12 protein-coding genes are annotated in these 18,181 nt (G+C 63.1%); 11 read left to right on the plus strand and 1 reads right to left on the minus strand.

The features are described from left to right. The first annotated feature begins 218 nt into the window (after nt 1-218). The 6 genes from APH44_RS19945 (at nt 219) to accC (ending at nt 8,474) form a co-directional block, all read left to right on the plus strand. On the plus strand, nt 219-1,835 hold the full coding sequence (locus APH44_RS19945) for a PleD family two-component system response regulator (protein ID WP_054894200.1): 1,617 nt from the start codon (nt 219-221) through the stop codon (nt 1,833-1,835). A 1,295-nt stretch (nt 1,836-3,130) separates the two neighbouring features. After that, nucleotides 3,131-3,910 carry a methyl-accepting chemotaxis protein gene (locus tag APH44_RS30730; protein ID WP_371105617.1) on the plus strand — a complete coding sequence of 260 codons (780 nt, stop codon included), beginning with the start codon at nt 3,131-3,133 and terminating at the stop codon, nt 3,908-3,910. 218 nt (nt 3,911-4,128) lie between these two features. Beyond that, nucleotides 4,129-5,895, plus strand: coding sequence for a protein-disulfide reductase DsbD (locus APH44_RS19955; RefSeq protein ID WP_054894202.1), 1,767 nt, complete (start codon nt 4,129-4,131; stop codon nt 5,893-5,895). 179 nt (nt 5,896-6,074) lie between these two features. Next, nucleotides 6,075-6,527, plus strand: a complete 453-nt coding sequence (gene aroQ / locus APH44_RS19960) for a type II 3-dehydroquinate dehydratase (protein ID WP_054894203.1) — start codon at nt 6,075-6,077, stop codon at nt 6,525-6,527. A gap of 109 nt (nt 6,528-6,636) precedes the next feature. Beyond that, nucleotides 6,637-7,101: an acetyl-CoA carboxylase biotin carboxyl carrier protein gene (accB, locus tag APH44_RS19965; RefSeq protein WP_054894204.1), complete on the plus strand. Its 465-nt coding sequence runs from the start codon at nt 6,637-6,639 to the stop codon at nt 7,099-7,101. Between the two features lie 17 nt (nt 7,102-7,118). Then, on the plus strand, nt 7,119-8,474 hold the full coding sequence (gene accC / locus APH44_RS19970; RefSeq protein ID WP_054894205.1) for an acetyl-CoA carboxylase biotin carboxylase subunit: 1,356 nt from the start codon (nt 7,119-7,121) through the stop codon (nt 8,472-8,474). 172 nt (nt 8,475-8,646) lie between these two features. On the opposite strand, the gene APH44_RS19975 is transcribed toward accC, so the two are convergent. Next, nucleotides 8,647-12,534, minus strand: coding sequence for a dermonecrotic toxin domain-containing protein (locus APH44_RS19975; protein ID WP_054894206.1), 3,888 nt, complete (start codon nt 12,532-12,534; stop codon nt 8,647-8,649). Nucleotides 12,535-12,720: 186 nt separating this feature from the next. Between APH44_RS19975 and prmA the strand changes: the two genes are divergently transcribed. The 5 genes from prmA (at nt 12,721) to purH (ending at nt 18,142) form a co-directional block, all read left to right on the plus strand. Next, nucleotides 12,721-13,599: a 50S ribosomal protein L11 methyltransferase gene (prmA, locus tag APH44_RS19980; protein WP_054894207.1), complete on the plus strand. Its 879-nt coding sequence runs from the start codon at nt 12,721-12,723 to the stop codon at nt 13,597-13,599. A gap of 54 nt (nt 13,600-13,653) precedes the next feature. Further along, entirely contained in the window at nt 13,654-14,955 is a 1,302-nt protein-coding gene (locus tag APH44_RS19985; protein WP_054894208.1) for a DUF3426 domain-containing protein, read from the plus strand. A 168-nt stretch (nt 14,956-15,123) separates the two neighbouring features. Continuing rightward, complete coding sequence (gene dusB, locus APH44_RS19990) at nt 15,124-16,137, plus strand: tRNA dihydrouridine synthase DusB (RefSeq protein ID WP_054894209.1); 1,014 nt, start codon at nt 15,124-15,126, stop codon at nt 16,135-16,137. Further along, a complete protein-coding gene (gene fis, locus APH44_RS19995; RefSeq protein WP_029614158.1) occupies nt 16,134-16,454 on the plus strand; it encodes a DNA-binding transcriptional regulator Fis in 321 nt (106 codons plus the stop codon). The genes dusB and fis overlap by 4 nt, the downstream gene beginning before the upstream one ends. 80 nt (nt 16,455-16,534) lie before the next feature. After that, nucleotides 16,535-18,142, plus strand: a complete 1,608-nt coding sequence (gene purH, locus APH44_RS20000) for a bifunctional phosphoribosylaminoimidazolecarboxamide formyltransferase/IMP cyclohydrolase (protein ID WP_054894210.1) — start codon at nt 16,535-16,537, stop codon at nt 18,140-18,142. The last annotated feature ends 39 nt before the right edge of the window (nt 18,143-18,181 follow it).

The following is an 18,181-nucleotide window of genomic DNA, read 5'->3' on the forward strand; positions in this document are numbered from 1 at the left end:
AGGGGCTTGGACCACAGGCCTCGGCCAGGGTGCCACGGCAAGCCCGCGTCCCAGCACTATAAAGCAGACGCCGCCATACGCATAAGCGACCAATGGGTCGGAAACTGAATAATCGGGCCTGAACGCTTTGTTGATTCACAGCACTCGCGAGCAGGAAAAGACCTGCTAGCATAGAGCCATCATTGAACCTGCACCCTCCTCCAACAAGCAGTCAGGACATGACCCAGCCAGCCGAGCCCAGCCACGAGCGCTTGAAGCAGCATTTCGCCCAGCGGGTCATCCATCAGGCCCGACAGATCCTCGAGATCTGGCAGCGCCTGCAGCGTGGCGAGTGGTCGAGCGCAGGGCTGGGCGAGCTGAGCGACGCCAATCTGCGCCTGCAACGCTACGCCGACCGTTCCGAACAGCCCGAGCACGGCAGCCTGTCGACGGCCATCGAGCAGACGCTGAGGGCCATCGAAGCGAACAGCACGCGGCTCAATTCAGAACTGATCGGCGAGCTCAATCGCCTGATGCAACGCTTGTCGCGCACCGGCCTGCGCAAGGGCGACCAGCTCGATCATGTGCCCCTGCCGCCCTTGCGCAAGCCGGTGTACATCCTGCTGCAGGACCATGACCGCGCCGAACGCCTGGCGCAACAGCTGGAGTTTTTCGGATTGGGTGTGCAGGCATTGGGCAACGCCGATGCCTTTCGTGCCTCGATGAGCGAACGCCTGCCTTCGGCCATCGTCATGGATGTCGATTTCAGTGGCCCCGGCCAGGGCCTCAAACTGGCCGCCGAAGCCCAGCAAAGGCTGGAGCTGCACATTCCGCTGCTGTTCTTCAGCCTCCACGAGACCGACACCCCGACCCGCCTGGCCGCCGTGCGCGCCGGCGGCCAGGAGTTCCTCACCGGCACCCTGGAAGCGTCCAGCCTGCTGGAGAAGGTCGAACTGCTGACCAGCGCCGCCCAATACGACCCGTTCCGGGTGCTGATCATCGATGACTCGCGCGCCCAGGCCATGCACACCGAGCGCCTGCTCAACGGCGCCGGCATCATCACCCGCACGCTCACCGAGCCGATCCGCACCATGGCCGAGCTCGCTGACTTCCAGCCCGACCTGATCATCCTCGACATGTACATGCCCGACTGCACCGGTACCGAACTGGCCAAGGTGATCCGCCACAACGACCGTTATGTCAGCGTACCGATCATCTACCTGTCGGCCGAGGACGACCTGGACAAGCAGCTCGACGCCATGAGCGAAGGTGGCGACGACTTCCTCACCAAGCCGATCCGCGCCCGCCATCTGGTGACCACCGTGCGCAACCGCGCCGCCCGCGCCCGTCATCTCAAGGCGCGCATGGTGCGCGACAGCCTGACCGGGCTGTACAACCATACCCACATCCTGCAACTGCTCGAAGACTGCAGTTTCCGCGCCCGCCGCGAGGAACACCCACTGAGCTTCGCCATGCTCGACATCGACCATTTCAAGAAGATCAACGACCGCCATGGCCATCCGATGGGCGACCGGGTGATCAAGAGCCTGGCGCTGTTCCTCAAGCAGCGCCTGCGCAAGACCGATTTCATCGGTCGCTATGGCGGTGAGGAATTCGCCATCGTCATGCCCAACACCGGGCTGGAAGCTGCGTACAAGGTGCTCGACGAGATCCGCCAGCGCTTTGCCGAAATCCACTATCCCGCCCAGCCGAACGACCTGCAGTGCACCTTCAGCGCCGGGGTGGTGCAACTCGATGACACGCTGGACGCGCTGACCATGGCCAGCGCGGCGGATGAGGCGCTGTACCGGGCCAAGCACGCGGGGCGCAATTGCGTGGTGAGGGTCGAGCCCTAGACTGGCACTCTGCCACTTTTTTATGGCGCCACCCCGTCATCGTCATCACCCGGTCACAAAATCGCAATAACTTCAGGCACCTACCTCTCCATTCCCGCAGGAAGTTCGCGGCTATGCGCCTGAAGTGGCTGACCAATTTCAACACCCTCTTGCTGGTGACCGTATGCTTCGCCCTGGGCGCAACCCTGTGGTGGTCGCAACGTGCACTCGAGCGTCCCTACCAGATGATGGAGCGCTACCTGGGGCTGTCCCAGCAGTTCCAGAACGAGGCCGCCGGCAACATCCAGGCCTACCTGGCCAGCGGCGACGCCCTGCGCCACGCCTCGGCCATGGAGGCCAACAAGCAGCTGCACAGCGCCCTTGGAGAATGGCCAGACGCACTGGCCGCCAAGCTGCGCCCGAGTCTGGACAACCTGCAGGGTTTCACCGCCGACGAATTGCTGGCTGCCGGCAAGCTGGCCGGTGATCCGCAGGCACTGCTGCTGCAAGCCGAGCGCGAGCTGGGCGCCAACCTTGAGCAACTGGCCGGTTATGCCCGCGACAGCGGCAGCGCCGAGGCGGGTCGCTACCTGGCCCCGCTGATGGACGCCTCGCTGCACCTGGGCCGCCTGGCACTGGCCCGCGACAAGCTGGTCAGCAGCGGTCGCGCGGAACTGGCCGACGAAGTGGAGCGTGAACTGCAACAGATCCGCGCCCAGGCGCAAATCATCGACAGCCTGCCGTTGCTGGGGGTGACCCGCGCGGCCGAATCCAACGCCGACGACTTCGCCGCGATGATGGGCCTGCAAAGCCAGGGCAGCGAGCAGAAGGAGGACGTTGCCGTGAGCCTCAAGCGTGAATTGCAGAGCTTGCTCGGTCGCTATCCGGCCGAACTGCAGCGCACCCGTGAACAGATCGAGCGTCGTGCCGCACTGGCCGCCAGCACCAGCGAGCGCCTCGAAGCTGTGCGAAAGGCCATCGCCGGACTGGAACCAGAGGTGCGTGGTCAGCACGCGAAGATCGCTGGCGAGGTCCGGGTCATCCAGGGCCTGATGATCGGCCTGATCCTGCTGATCGCCCTGCTCATCGACACCTTGCAGCGCCGCCTGACACGCACCCTCACCAGCCTTGCGCCGGCCCTGTCGCGCTGGGCCGAGGGCGATTTTGCCCAGCCGGTCGCCCTTGGCAAGACCAACCTCGAACTGCACGACATCCAGGAGTCGCTCAACCGCTTGCGCCAGTACCTGGTGACTCTGGTCGGCACCATCCGCCACAACGCCGAGCAGGTCGCGGGCAGCAGCCACGCCCTGGCCGGCATGAGCAGCGCGCTGCATGACGGTGCCGAACGCCAGGCAGGCGATACCGCACAGATCCGCGATGCCCTGGGCGAGCTCGAAGCGACCATCCAGCAGGTGGCCGGCGATGCCAGTTCGGCCGCCGATGCCAGCCGCGACGCCGGGCGCGCCGTGGAGCACGGCCAGGCGGTGATCGGCCACAGCCTCTCCGGCCTGCGAGCACTGGTCGATGAGGTGCAGGGCAATGCGCAGTTGATCGAACAACTGGCCGAGGAGTCGGCGACCATCGGTGGCGTGCTGACGGTGATTCGCTCGATCGCCGAGCAGACCAACCTGCTGGCCCTCAACGCAGCGATCGAGGCGGCCCGTGCCGGGGAAATGGGCCGCGGCTTTGCCGTGGTGGCCGACGAAGTGCGTTCGCTGGCCCAGCGCACCACCGGCGCCACCGGCGAGATCCAGACGCTGATCGACCGCCTGCAGCAGGCGGCGCGCGAATCGGTGAATGGCATGCGCACCCAGCTCGAACACGCCGAGGCCACCGCCAGCCAGGCCCAGGCGGCGGATGGGGCGCTGGATGAGATTGTCAGCGCGATTCGCACCATCTCCGATACAGCGGTGAGGATTGCCGACGTCACCGCACAGCAGAGCGGTGCAGTGAGCGAGATCCGCGACCACAGCGAGCGGATCCATGCGCTCGGTGAAGACAACCTGCAACGCATCGGCGAAGGGCGCGAGCAGGGTGAGCAGTTGCTGCAACTGGGGGGTGAGCTGAATACCGCGGTGGGGGCTTTCAGGGTGTGATCGGCAGGCCTGGCCCCTTCGCGGGCAAGTCGCAGCGGCGAACCACCGCTCCCACAGGAACCGCGCCAGCAGGAGGTTTCCTCGCCGCTACCCAGTGGGAGCGGGCTTGCCCGCGAAGGGGCCAGGCCTGCAAGCAGCCGAACCTGCGACCACCTGTCATCCCCGCCTCCAGCCAACTCCGTTATCATGCCGGGCACGTTCCGCCTCGCGAGTCCGCCATGCGCCGCCTGTTCCTCCTGCTGTTCCTGCTGCTGGCCAGCCCCACGTTCGCCTCGGGCCTGCTCGACAACCGTCCCAGCGCCACCCTCGGCGCCGCCTCGCTGTCCAACAGCGCCGACTTCCTGCCGGTCCACGAAGCCTTCAAGCTCGACCTGATCAGCGCCGATGCCCAGTCGATCAAGCTGCGCTTCGTCGCCACCGAGGGCTACTACCTCTATCGCCATCGCTTCCAGTTTCGCAGCGAGCCGCCCGACATCGCCCTCGGCAGCGCACGGATTCCCCAAGGCGAAGCCAAGCACGACGAGTTCTTCGGCGATGTCGAGGTCTACCATGGCATCGTCGACATCGAGGTACCGCGCACCGACTCGCGGGCCTTCACCTTGCTGGTCGGCTACCAGGGCTGCGCCGACAAGGGGTTGTGCTATCCGCCGGAAACCGCACGACTGTCGATTCCCGGCGAAGGCAGCACCTTGCCTACCACCACGGCCGAGGGCTGGAGCTGGCAGACCTTGCTGCTGTTCTTCCTCGCCGGTCTGGGCCTGACCTTCACCCCCTGCGTGCTGCCGATGCTGCCGATTCTCTCGGGTGTGGTGCTGCGCGGCCAGGTGGGTGGCTGGCGCGGCTTCAGCCTGTCACTGGCCTACGTGCTGCCGATGGCTGCCAGCTTTGCCGCGCTCGGTGCGCTGATGGGCCTGTTCGGTGCCAGCCTCAACCTGCAGGCACGTCTGCAGTCGGCCTGGGTACTGGTGCCCTTCGCCCTGTTCTTCGTGGTGTTCGCCCTGGCGATGTTCGGGCTGTTCGAACTCAAGCTGCCGCACGCCCTGAGCCAACGCCTGGACCGCGTCGCGAGCAATACCCGCGGCGGTTCGCTGCTGGGTGCTGCAGTGCTGGGCGTGCTTTCCAGCCTGCTGGTCTCGCCCTGCGTGTCGGCACCACTGGCCGGTGCCCTGCTCTATATCAGCGCCAGCGGCGATGCCCTGGGCGGGGCACTGAAGCTGTTCGCGCTCGGATTGGGCATGGGCGCGCCACTGCTGCTGGTGGCGACCGGCGGTGCCGCCTGGCTGCCCAAGAGCGGGGCGTGGATGAACACGGTGAAGAACGTGATCGGGGTCCTGCTGCTGGGCGTGGCGCTTGGTTTGCTCAGCCGCGTGTTGCCGGGGCCGGTGACCTTGCTGCTGATCGGCCTGTTGTCGGCAGGCGTGGCGCTGTTCCTCGGCGCGCTGGAGTTCGTGGTCAAGACCCCACGTCAACGCCTGGCCCAGTTGCTGGGGCTGCTCTGCCTGGTCTATGCACTGGCGTGCTGGTACGGCGCACTCGCGGGTCAGGGCGATCCTTTGCGTCCATTGCCCGGCCCCGGCGTCAGCACCTCGCCCCCCGCCGCCCCCCAGGCAGATGCGTGGCAAACCCTCACCACCCCTGCCGCCCTGGACGCCGCATTGGCCCAGGCCAAGGCCGCAGGCCAGCCGGTGCTGCTGGATTGGTACGCCGACTGGTGCATCAGTTGCAAGGTGATCGAACATGAAGTACTCAACGCGCCACAGGTGCAGGCCCAGCTGAACGGCTTCAAGCTGCTGCGGTTCGACCTGACCGAGAGCAACGCCGAACAGCGCGTGATGCTCGACCGCTACAAGCTGTTCGGCCCACCCGCCTTGTTGTTTTTTGCCGCAAACGGCAGCGAAATGACCACTGATCGGGTGGTAGGCGAGGTGAACGCCGACGAATTTGCGAAAATTCTCACCGGCACGCGTAGCAAACTCGGTCTATAACTTCCCGCGCACCGGTAACTTTCTCCAACGAAGTGACCAGAGCTGATCATCTGGTCACATACTTTGCGCGAATCTCGGTCATCGTGCTGGCTATTGCAGGGAACTGGACACTCGCTAGTCTCTTGCGGCATAGTCGCCGCGCTATGTCGAATTGCCCTACAAAACCAAGGAAACCGCAGATGGCCACCCTACTGGTGCTGCACGGCCCCAACCTCAACCTGCTCGGTACCCGCGAGCCGGGAGTCTACGGCGCCGTCACCCTCGCCCAGATCAACCAGGACCTCGAGCAGCGCGCACGCGCCGCCGGCCACCACCTGCAGTACCTGCAGAGCAATGCCGAGTACGAACTGATCGACCGTATCCATGCCGCGCGCAACGAAGGCGTGGACTTCATCCTGATCAACCCGGCCGCTTTCACCCACACCAGCGTCGCATTACGTGACGCATTGCTCGCTGTGAGCATCCCATTCATCGAAGTGCACCTCTCCAACGTGCACAAGCGTGAACCGTTCCGTCATCACTCCTACTTCTCCGATGTGGCAGTGGGCGTGATCTGCGGCCTGGGCGCCAGCGGTTACCGGCTAGCCCTGGAGTCTGCTCTGGAACACCTGGCTGCCAACGCACAGCCCTGATGACGCAAAGCCCAGGCCTACATGCCTGGGCTTCGAAACACTACGAAGAAACGTTTTCGACACGTTTTGATAATTAAGTCCCCGACCGAACCTTGGGAGTTGCTGATTAATGGATATCCGTAAAGTCAAAAAGCTGATCGAACTGCTGGAAGAGTCCGGCATCGACGAACTGGAGATCAAGGAAGGCGAAGAGTCCGTTCGCATCAGCCGTAACAGCAAACAACCTGCCGGCGCCCAGTACTTCGCACCCCCAGCGCAATTTGCCGCTCCAGCCCCTGCCGCCGCAGCCCCCGTGGCCGCCGCCCCGGCTGCCGAAGCCGCTGCAGCACCTGCCCTCAAAGGCACCGTGATCCGCTCGCCGATGGTCGGTACCTTCTACCGCAAGCCTTCGCCAACCTCGCCGAACTTCGCTGAAGTCGGTCAGTCGGTGAAGAAAGGCGACACCCTGTGCATCGTCGAAGCCATGAAGATGATGAACCACATCGAAGCCGATATCGGCGGTGTCATCGACGCCATCCTGGTGGAAGACGGTCAGCCGGTTGAGTTCGACCAGCCGCTGTTCACCATCGTTTGAATCGCGGAGAGCCAACGATGTCTGGGAAGCTCGAAAAAGTCCTGATCGCCAACCGCGGGGAAATTGCCCTGCGGATCCTGCGTGCCTGCAAAGAGCTGGGCATCAAGACCGTCGCGGTCCACTCCACCGCTGACCGCGAACTGATGCACCTGGGCCTGGCAGACGAATCGGTCTGCATCGGCCCTGCATCGTCGAAAGAATCCTACCTGCACATCCCGGCGATCATCGCTGCCGCCGAAGTGACTGGCGCCACCGCCATCCACCCGGGCTACGGCTTCCTCGCCGAGAACGCCGACTTCGCCGAGCAGGTGGAGAAATCCGGTTTCGCCTTCATCGGCCCCAAAGCCGACACCATCCGCCTGATGGGCGACAAGGTTTCGGCCAAGGATGCGATGATCAAGTCGGGCGTCCCGACCGTGCCGGGCTCCGACGGCCCACTGCCGGAAGACGAAGAAACTGCACTGGCCATCGCCCGTGAAGTCGGCTATCCGGTGATCATCAAGGCCGCCGGTGGCGGTGGTGGTCGCGGCATGCGCGTGGTGCACAAGGAAGAAGACCTGATCGCGTCGGCCAAGCTGACCCGTACCGAAGCCGGTGCGGCGTTCGGCAACCCGATGGTCTACCTGGAAAAGTTCCTCACCAACCCACGTCACGTGGAAGTTCAGGTACTGTCCGATGGCCAGGGCAACGCCGTGCACCTGGGCGACCGCGACTGCTCGCTGCAGCGCCGTCACCAGAAGGTACTGGAAGAAGCGCCGGCCCCCGGTATCGACGAGAAGGCCCGCCAGGAAGTCTTCAAGCGTTGCGTCGATGCGTGCATCGAGATCGGCTACCGCGGTGCAGGTACTTTCGAGTTCCTGTACGAGAATGGTCGCTTCTACTTCATCGAGATGAACACCCGCGTCCAGGTCGAGCACCCGGTTTCGGAGATGGTCACCGGCATCGACATCGTCAAGGAGATGCTCAGCATCGCCGCTGGCAACAAGCTGTCGTTCCGCCAGGAAGACGTGGTGATCCGCGGTCACTCGCTGGAGTGCCGGATCAACGCCGAAGACCCGAAGAAGTTCATTCCGAGCCCAGGCACCGTCAAGCACTTCCATGCCCCGGGTGGCAATGGCGTGCGGGTCGATTCGCACCTGTACAGCGGCTATTCGGTTCCGCCGAACTACGACTCGCTGATCGGCAAGCTGATCACCTACGGCAAGGACCGCGACGAAGCCATGGCGCGCATGCGCAATGCCCTGGACGAGATCGTTGTCGACGGTATCAAGACCAACATCCCGCTGCACCGCGACCTGGTGCGTGATGAAGGTTTCTGCAAAGGCGGCGTCAACATCCACTACCTCGAGCACAAACTGGCCAACCAGGAGTGATCGCTTGTTGAGGTAGCACGCCCGGCAACCGCTGCGATGCCAGCCATTGGCCTTTCAGAAAAGCCGGGGATGCCACAAAAAAACCGATGCCAGAATCTGGCATCGGTTTTTTTTTGCACCTGCGCAGAATCGAGCAGGTCACCCTGGCTCGCATGCGCGCGGTATCTGGTTGTCAGATGCTCACCACGGAGATCGCCTGCAAGGCAAGGTCGTCCGGGGCCGGCGCCAATCCGGCAGCATCTTCCACGACTCCGCTTGGCCGCTCATACAGCGGGCGGGCCCGAAAACGGCTTTGGAATCTGTGGGCGCGAGCGGGCACCCCCTTCAACCGGAAATTAGCCTGCTTCATGATCGGCGTCAGCACTTGCTCGACCACGCTCATAGGCGTCCGGTAAACACGCGTAACCCCGCTCCCCAGGTTCAGCGTCATGCCATAGCTACCGCCAAAACACGACGAGAACGACCAGTGCTGCCAACTTGCCTGGATTCCCTGGCGCCTGAGCAACGCCCGCACGACGCCGCCGATATCCGTACCGCCCAGCCAGTCGCCACCGGCCATGACTGCCCTGACGCCCGCGCCATCCTGCGCAGCGCCGATTTGCGTCAGCACTTGCCGCAGTGCAGGCTCGATCAGGCTACGGACATTGTGGTCGATATGCAGTACCGCACCTGCACGTGTTGCTGGGTTGTACAAGGATACCGCCACACAGGACTGTGCATTGACGGTATACAGGTAGTCATCCGCCGCCCCCACGTATCGCGCCACAACGGCTTCTCCCTGCAGAGCGCCACGCATCTCCGATGGCGCACCCTCGCCATTGGTAATCTGCCTTACCTGCGTCAGGGTTCCAGCATCCTGCACATGATTGCCGCCGCGAAGGCCAGTGCTGTTGGCAACCCATCGGCCATCTTCATGCAATCGTACTGCAGGGCGATGGTAGCTCTGCGGGCGATTGGCCTTGAACACCCGTAACGTAGCCTGCTCGACATCGTGTGTGACCTTGTAGTAACGACCGCCCGAGTGGATGAAATGTTCTGCATTGGCAGCGTCCTCGGCGCCGCTGCGGTAGGTGCCCTTCCAGATACCGTCCTCCGTCACCTTGTGCAGATCGCCAGGCTTGCTCTTGACTGCCCAGGACTTGTCGAACTGCAGGGAGGGGGTTCGTGTCGCACCCGTCACCTGAGGGCGGCGAACAACTGCCTGGCGCAAGGGCGCAAGCGCTGACTTGAGCATTCCCAGGCTCACTCCCGGCACACTCAACACCGCCCCCAACAAACTCCACGACGCTTCCAGCCAGTTCTGCAGGGCCACCGCGGTTTCCCATCGGGTGTGGGCGACGACGGCCTTCTTCAAAGCGGAGGCGGTCATGAAGGCACCAAACGCTATGGCGAACGGTGGATACACCAGCAATGGCAGTGCGCTGAACAAAACGCCTTTGAACACCTGAGCGCGAATGACCTCGGCTTTGCCAAGGGTCGCATCTTCGACATCGGCGAGCGCATGCTCGATGAACACGTTGTACTCCCCGGCCAACGTCACCACCTGGTTGAGCCCACGCAAGGAGTCACGATGACTGTCCCCACTGGCCAACCTCTTCAGGCGCGTGCTGACCTTGGCTCTGGAGGTCAACGTAACGCGGTCGAGCAGATAATCGTAGAGCACACCCGTACCTGTAGCATTCAGGGATTGATAGGGGCGCAGCAGAACACCATCCGGGGCGTCTGGGGTATACAGCCAGTCAGTCGCCACTTCGCCTGTCAAATCCCGTAGAACATAGACGCCCAGTACGAAACAGCCGTCGATCGACAAACGAAACACCGCCGAACTTTCGACCACTGTTTCCGACTCACTGACGATGTCGGGCTGGCTCAACGTCCTCCCCAGCGCCGTCACAAGTGCAATCAGTTTCGTATAGGTCGCTTGATCGAGTTCAGCCTTGATACTGGCCAGGCGCAAATCGCGATCCATCGCCGAGATCAGCGCACGACCGAACATCCGCCGGCGCGCCGCATAGTCCGCCGAGGACTCGTCCAGATAGTGTTCGCGTATGTGTGTGATGTACCTCTCGCCAATGTAAGCGCGACGTGCATAGCGCGTGAAATCGTGGCTGCGCAAGGCGCTCAGGTCCTGGCCAACCAGAGAGCGCACGCCCTTTTGGGGGTTGTCCAGGCCAGCATTGTCGTCATATCCATAGCAGACCAGATCGACCAGGTTCATCGTCAGCGGCGTATCCGTGTCTGTGGACGGCAGATCGAACAGAATAGACTCCGGGTCGACCTGTTCGGTGATGCCCTTGTCGGCCAGGTAAGGCTTGATGGCAGTCTCGACGCTACGCCGGGCGAACGCGTGAAAACCTTCATAATCCTGCATCGACGCGGCAAACACGTGCTCAGCTTGCAAGGCCACCTGCTTTTCCAGGTTGATCAAGCGCTTATGGCCAATGCTCAGGTTAAGTGCGTAATACGGTGCAATTGAGGCCTCGATCTCATCCTCGAGCTTTTTATTGCTCAAGCGCACCCGCTCGGCCAGGCATGCCTCGTAACCCGTCAGGGCTCGCCTGCGATCCAGGCTCAGGGACCACTCGGAAGGTTTTTCCACGATGCTCAGGATGGTTGCGCTTACCGTGGCTCGTTGATCGAAGGGAACCTGGCTCAACAGATAATGACGACCCGTTTCCTCCGCCAACCACCCCCCTATTTCACTGTTGAGCGCACGCTGCGATACCAGCTCTATCCACTCCTGGCCATCTGGTTTACCAGGGGCATACAGCACAAAGGCGTCATCTGCTAAAGCGAACAGCAACAAGTCACTGCAGTCTGCGCCCGCCCACAATTGCAGAGGACATATCTCTGCGCCTGGCGGCTCCTGGGCGAGCAATGCCACGACCTGATCATGACGCGCGTCCGACAGGTGCCCTTTCTTGCTGGCAATCAGCAGGCTATAGCGCAATTGCATGTCATGGAGTTCTAGCTGCGCCAACCCGACTTCAGCGTCCTGATGCCGTTGCTTGAGGGTCGTCAGGTAGCTGTGCGGTGCATCGAGCTCGCTCAACAAGACCTGCAGTTGCTCAGCGGAAGGTGGCTTGCAATGCAGTAACGGCATGCTCACCTGCAGCGGCTTGTATACCTGTGTCACGTCAATGGCGCCTTCCATCACCAGTTCGGTAAGCGTCTGCGTCCTGACGCTCCCATTTTCCTCGGCTGACGGTTCGCATTTGACGGTGATGAGGTCGGCAGACAGTGGCAGGTCGAAATGCTCGCGCAGATAGGCGCTCGCCAGGCTGCCCGCATGCTCATTCAACGAGCGCGCACTGCCAAGCAAGCTATCGAGCGTTGATTGTGCTCCGTCACAAGCGCCCTGAGCAGCACTCAGCGTCGCGACATCCTCGGCATTCAAGTTGCGGTACCACTCCGGCAGATGCTTGCGCACAAGCCTGTCGATCACTTGCTTCTCATCGTCATCGGCGAGGAGCAACAGCGCAGGCTGCGCATACCAGTCCCGCTCCTGCTCGCGAATCAACGCCCGCACCTGGACGCTGGTCATTCCGGCAACCTGTGGCGCGCCGAGCGCGGCTTCAAGATCAAGGCAGTGCTGCTCGCAACGTTGGCTGATTCGCTTCTGGTACTCGAGCACATCACTCAAGCCCTGGGGCTTCGCCTCCCAGTGGCGGGTGAGGTAATCCCGGTAGGTTTCAACCATGCGCCCACCGATGCCCTCCACCAGTTGTTCGACCTGCTGGCGCCGTTCCAGCGGCACTTCACGCGTCTCCCCGTCGCTGATGCGATAGATGGCATGTTCTGCTTCGTCATAGACCACCGGCTGCTGGGTGGCCAGGCGCTGCAAGGCAGCATCCAGCAGGTCCTGGATGAAATTCGGGTCGATATCTTCGGCGTAGTAGGTGCGCAGTTGCACAAGCGCGTCGCTTTCGATTGCCTCGATAAAGCTCAGTTGGGAGTTGCGTCGTTGCTCGAAGGCCGCACTCCAGCGCCCGAGTCGCTCGATGATGGAGTGGGCCGACGAATCGTCAATGGGGGAATGGGTAGCGGGCTGATCGTTCATGACGCTATACCTCGTAGGCTTGGGGGCCCGAATTCTAGGTAGCGCCGCGGCACGACCAGCGGTAGTTATTTGTTCGACGGATCATCCTGCGGCCTGTCCGTACGGGACGCGCTCGCGTAAAATGCTCGATTTGGCAGTCGTAGGCTGCCTCTTCGATCACACCGAACCACATTTAAGGTGCCCGCCATGCCCTGGCTGCAAGTACGTCTGGCCATCAGCCCGGAACAAGCCGAAACCTACGAAGACGCCCTGCTCGAAGTCGGCGCCGTCTCGGTCACGTTCATGGATGCCGAAGACCAGCCGATCTTCGAACCGGACCTCAACACCACCCCACTGTGGTCGCACACGCATCTACTGGCCTTGTTCGAAGCCGATGCCGAGCCCGAAGCGGTATTCGCCCACCTGCAGCTGCTGACCGGTGCAGCGCTCCCCGAGCACCAGGCCGAGGTCATCGAGGACCAGGACTGGGAACGCAGCTGGATGGACGGTTTCCAACCGATGCGTTTCGGCCAACGCCTGTGGATCGTGCCGAGCTGGCATGAGGCCCCGGAGAAAGACGCCGTCAACCTGCTGCTCGACCCGGGCCTGGCCTTCGGCACCGGCACCCATCCGACCACCGCTCTGTGCCTGGAATGGCTCGACGGCCAGTCGCTCGCAGGCACCCAGGTGCTCGACTTTGGCTGCGGCTCGGGCATCCTGGCCATTGCCGCCCTGCTGCTGGGCGCCCGCGAAGCGGTGGGGACCGACATCGACGTGCAGGCCATCGAAGCCTCGCGTGACAACGCCCAGCGCAACGGCATCGCCGACGAGAAGCTGGCGCTGTACCTGCCCGAGCACATGCCGGCGATGCAAGCCGATGTGCTGGTCGCCAACATCCTGGCCGGCCCGCTGGTCTCATTGGCCCCGCAGTTGTCCGGCCTGGTACGCCCTGGTGGCCTGCTGGCGCTGTCGGGCATTCTCGCCGAGCAGGGCGAGGAAGTGGCTGCTGCCTACGCCGCCGACTTCGACCTCGACCCGATTGTCGTGCGCGATGGCTGGGTGCGTATCAGCGGCCGTCGTCGCTAGGCTACAGTTCGTGAAGCACCAGACTCCAACCCTGCACAACGCCCGGATCGCCGCATGACCGACAGTTTCGTCACCCAGTGCCCGCATTGCCAGACGCGTTTTCGCGTCACGTATCACCAGTTGAGCGTGGCCCGTGGGGTGGTGCGCTGTGGCCAGTGCCTGCAGGTGTTCAATGCCGCCCGGCAGTTGCTCGAGCAAAGCCAGGAGGTTGCGCCGCCGGTCGCCACGGTACCGGTGGCGCCACCGGTACCAGCAACGCCTGCGGTCGAGCCACCCGCGCCGAGCCAGGACGACTGGGCTGCAACGCTGGATGCCATGGATCTGGACCAGGAGCTTGCGCGCCTGGAGCGACGCGGCCCTCGCCCCGAGCGCCAAAACGCCGAGCGCGACGAATCCTTGCAGGCGCGGCGTGACGATCAGCACCCGGAGCAACATGGTGACGAGCCCTTCGGCACCGCAACCGATGACCGCCTCGAGCCCGACTCGCAACCCACACCGGCACCTGCGCCGGTTCTGGTCGAGCAGGAGCCCCTCGACCTGGAACCGATAGCCCAGGAGCGTACCGAGCCAACCCTCGGACAGACGCTTGAGCTCGACGACGAAGACCTCCCCGCACACTTGCCCGCCGAACACGACGAACCAGCCGCCGAGCGGCTCTCGTCCCTCGACGAGCCTCGTCCGGAAAAAGGCCTCTCGGCCCTGGACAACGATGTTGCGAATCTGCGCCTGTCGGCACGTGACGACCGCGACGACGCCGAGGACGACGAACGGCTGGAGCCGGTCCTGGCCAGCAAACCCTCGCGCGCGCGCAAGGAACCATTGGTCGATGTGGTCGACGACCCGCTGCAACTGGACTGGCAAAGGCCCGCACCGAACTGGGGCAAGCGCCTGCTTTGGGGCTTCCTGGCGCTACTCGCCGCTGGCCTGCTGGCCTTCCAGTACGTCTACTACCACTTCGATGAAATGGCCCGGCACGATCGTTACCGGCCGCTGTTCCAGCAACTGTGCCCGATCGTCGGCTGCCAGGTACCCACCCGAGTCGACATCGCTCGTATCAAGAGCAGCAACCTGGTGGTGCGCAGCCATCCGGACTTCAAGGGCGCGCTGATCGTCGACGCGATCATCTACAATCGCGCCTCCTTCAGCCAACCCTTCCCCTTGCTGGAACTGCGTTTCGCCGACCTCAACGGGCAGTTGATCGCCAGTCGTCGGTTCAAACCCAGCGAGTACCTGTCGGGCGAGCTGGCCGGGCGCGGCGAGATGCCTAGCCAGACACCGATCCACATCGCTCTGGACATCCTCGATCCAGGCCCCAAGGCGGTGAACTACAGCTTGAGTTTCCGTTCCCCCGAGTAGCACGCCATACCTGAGGGAGCGCGGTGGGCGACATCACCAACCTAAATGTCATAAGCCCACAACTGTTCAGATTTTATCCAGTTCCATCTTTATCCGGTCACCGAGAGCGGGTATCATGCCATCCCTTTTTCGAACTCCAATGATCCGGCCCCACAACAGGGAACACCTATGTCGGCGGTACGCATCGGCCCATATACACTGCAGAACAACCTGATCCTCGCGCCTATGGCCGGGGTGACGGACCAGCCTTTCCGCACGCTTTGCAAACGTCTGGGGGCGGGCATGGTGGTGTCGGAGATGGTCACCAGCGACATGAACCTGTGGAACAGCCGCAAATCGCGCCTGCGCCGCATCCACGAAGGCGATCCCGAACCGCGTTCGGTACAGATCGCCGGTGGCGATGCACAGATGCTGGCCGCGGCAGCGCGAGCCAACGTCGAGTCCGGTGCCCAGATCATCGATATCAACATGGGCTGTCCGGCAAAAAAAGTCTGCAACAAAGCGGCAGGCTCTGCTTTATTGAGAGATGAAGCGCTGGTCGCCGAAATCCTCGACGCGGTGGTCGGTGCGGTCGATGTGCCGGTCACCCTGAAGATTCGCACCGGGTGGGATCGCTCGAACAAGAACGGCCTGAACGTGGCGAAGATCGCTGAACAGGCCGGAATCCAGGCGCTGGCGGTGCATGGCCGCACACGCGCCGACCTGTACACCGGTGAAGCCGAGTACGACACCATCGCCGCAATCAAGCAGGCGGTGTCGATCCCGGTTTTCGCCAACGGCGACATCACGTCGCCAGAAAAGGCCCGGGCGGTGCTGGATGCCACAGGGGCCGACGGCCTGCTGATCGGCCGTGCCGCCCAAGGGCGGCCATGGATCTTCCGCGAGATCGAGCATTACCTGCGGACAGGCGAGCATCTTCCGGCTCCCGGGCTGGATGAAGTTGAACGCATTCTGCTGGAGCACCTTGCCGCGCTGCATGCCTTCTATGGGGATGTGATGGGCGTACGTATCGCCCGCAAGCACGTGGGCTGGTACCTGGCAACACGCACGGGCGGCAGGGAGTTTCGCGCCCGCTTCAATGCCTTGGAAGATACCCAAGCGCAGTGCGCCAACGTTCGGGCGTTTTTCGCCGAACGTCGACAGAGCCTTGAGACAGAGGACGGACAAGGGGTGGCCGCATGACGATGATGACCGAGACATTAGTGAGTGGAACAACGCCCGTGAGCGACAACGCCAACCTGAAGCAGCACCTGAACACGCCGAGCGAAGAGGGCCAGACCCTGCGCGACAGCGTCGAGAAGGCACTGCACAACTACTTCGCCCACCTGGAAGGCGCCACCGTCACGGACGTGTACAACCTGGTGCTCTCGGAAGTCGAGGCACCGCTGCTCGAGAGCGTGATGAACCACGTCAAGGGCAACCAGACCAAGGCCAGCGAGATGCTCGGGCTCAACCGCGGCACCCTGCGCAAGAAGCTCAAACAGTACGACCTGTTGTAAGCCAGAATCCCAATCAGAAAAGGCGGCTCCGTTGAAAGAGGCGCCTTTTTTGCTGACTCCACCGCGTTATGGAATCCGAAATGACCGACCAGACTACCCGCCTGCCGATCCGCCGCGCCCTGATCAGCGTCTCCGACAAGACCGGTATCCTCGAGTTCGCCCGTGAGCTGCAACAGCTCGGTGTCGAGATCCTGTCCACCGGCGGCACCTACAAGCTGCTCAAGGATAACGGCGTGAACGCGGTGGAAGTGGCCGACTACACCGGCTTCGCCGAAATGATGGACGGCCGGGTCAAGACCCTGCATCCGAAGATCCACGGCGGCATCCTCGGCCGTCGCGGCACCGACGACGCCATCATGAACGAGCACGGCATCAAGCCGATCGACCTGGTCGCGGTCAACCTGTATCCGTTCGAAGCCACCATCAGCAAGCCAGGTTGCGACCTGCCGACCGCCATCGAGAACATCGATATCGGCGGCCCGACCATGGTGCGTTCCGCGGCGAAGAACCACAAGGACGTCGCCATCGTGGTCAACGCCAGCGACTACGCCGGCATCGTCGAAGGCCTCAAGGCCGGCGGCCTGACCTACGCCCAGCGCTTCGACCTGATGCTCAAGGCCTTCGAGCACACCGCCGCCTACGACGGCATGATCGCCAACTACATGGGCAGCATCGACCAGTCCAAGGACACCCTGTCGACCGAAGGCCGCAGCGAGTTCCCGCGCACCTTCAACAGCCAGTTCGTCAAGGCCCAGGAAATGCGCTACGGCGAGAACCCGCACCAGAGCGCGGCGTTCTATGTCGAAGAAAAGAAAGGCGAGGCCAGCATTTCCACCGCCGTCCAGTTGCAGGGCAAGGAACTGTCGTTCAACAACGTGGCCGACACCGACGCCGCGCTGGAGTGCGTGAAGAGCTTCGTCAAGCCGGCCTGCGTCATCGTCAAGCACGCCAACCCGTGCGGCGTGGCGGTGGTCCCGGAAAACGAAGGTGGCATTCGCAAGGCCTATGACCTGGCCTACGCCACCGACACAGAGTCGGCGTTCGGCGGCATCATCGCCTTCAACCGCGAACTCGACGGCGAAACCGCCAAGGCCATCGTCGAGCGTCAGTTCGTCGAAGTGATCATCGCACCAAAAATCTCCCAGGCCGCACGCGACGTGGTCGCCGCCAAGCAGAACGTACGCCTGCTCGAGTGTGGCGAATGGCCTGCCGCGCGCGCTGCTGGCTGGGACTTCAAGCGCGTCAACGGTGGCCTGCTGGTGCAGAGCCGCGATATCGGCATGATCAGCGCCGAGGACCTGAAAGTCGTCACCAAACGCGCGCCGACCGAGCAAGAGATCCACGACCTGGTGTTCGCCTGGAAAGTCGCCAAGTTCGTCAAGTCCAACGCTATCGTCTACGCCAAGAACCGCCAGACCATCGGTGTCGGTGCCGGCCAGATGAGCCGCGTCAACTCCGCTCGCATCGCTGCAATCAAGGCCGAGCATGCTGGTCTGCAGGTACAGGGTGCGGTCATGGCTTCGGACGCGTTCTTCCCGTTCCGTGATGGCATCGACAACGCCGCCAAGGTGGGTATCAGCGCTGTGATCCAGCCGGGTGGCTCGATGCGTGATGCCGAGGTGATTGCTGCTGCTGATGAAGCCGGTATCGCGATGGTGTTCACCGGTATGCGCCACTTCCGCCACTAATCCACGCGGATCTCGAGACTGGCAGCGTCCCTGTGGGAG

Origin of the sequence: Pseudomonas sp. NBRC 111143 (genome assembly GCF_001320965.1) — a bacterium.
Lineage (GTDB): Bacteria > Pseudomonadota > Gammaproteobacteria > Pseudomonadales > Pseudomonadaceae > Aquipseudomonas > Aquipseudomonas machongensis.

Excerpts from the sequence above, each read along its gene's own strand:
- accB (WP_054894204.1), top strand. The coding sequence starts at position 6,637 with ATGGATATCCGTAAAGTCAAAAAGCTGATCGAACTGCTGGAAGAGTCC.
- accC (WP_054894205.1), top strand. The coding sequence starts at position 7,119 with ATGTCTGGGAAGCTCGAAAAAGTCCTGATCGCCAACCGCGGGGAAATT.
- dusB (WP_054894209.1), top strand. The coding sequence starts at position 15,124 with ATGTCGGCGGTACGCATCGGCCCATATACACTGCAGAACAACCTGATC.
- prmA (WP_054894207.1), top strand. The coding sequence starts at position 12,721 with ATGCCCTGGCTGCAAGTACGTCTGGCCATCAGCCCGGAACAAGCCGAA.
- APH44_RS19985 (WP_054894208.1), top strand. The coding sequence starts at position 13,654 with ATGACCGACAGTTTCGTCACCCAGTGCCCGCATTGCCAGACGCGTTTT.
- APH44_RS30730 (WP_371105617.1), top strand. The coding sequence starts at position 3,131 with ATGAGCAGCGCGCTGCATGACGGTGCCGAACGCCAGGCAGGCGATACC.
- fis (WP_029614158.1), top strand. The coding sequence starts at position 16,134 with ATGACGATGATGACCGAGACATTAGTGAGTGGAACAACGCCCGTGAGC.
- aroQ (WP_054894203.1), top strand. The coding sequence starts at position 6,075 with ATGGCCACCCTACTGGTGCTGCACGGCCCCAACCTCAACCTGCTCGGT.
- purH (WP_054894210.1), top strand. The coding sequence starts at position 16,535 with ATGACCGACCAGACTACCCGCCTGCCGATCCGCCGCGCCCTGATCAGC.
- APH44_RS19955 (WP_054894202.1), top strand. The coding sequence starts at position 4,129 with ATGCGCCGCCTGTTCCTCCTGCTGTTCCTGCTGCTGGCCAGCCCCACG.
- APH44_RS19975 (WP_054894206.1), bottom strand. The coding sequence starts at position 12,534 with ATGAACGATCAGCCCGCTACCCATTCCCCCATTGACGATTCGTCGGCC.
- APH44_RS19945 (WP_054894200.1), top strand. The coding sequence starts at position 219 with ATGACCCAGCCAGCCGAGCCCAGCCACGAGCGCTTGAAGCAGCATTTC.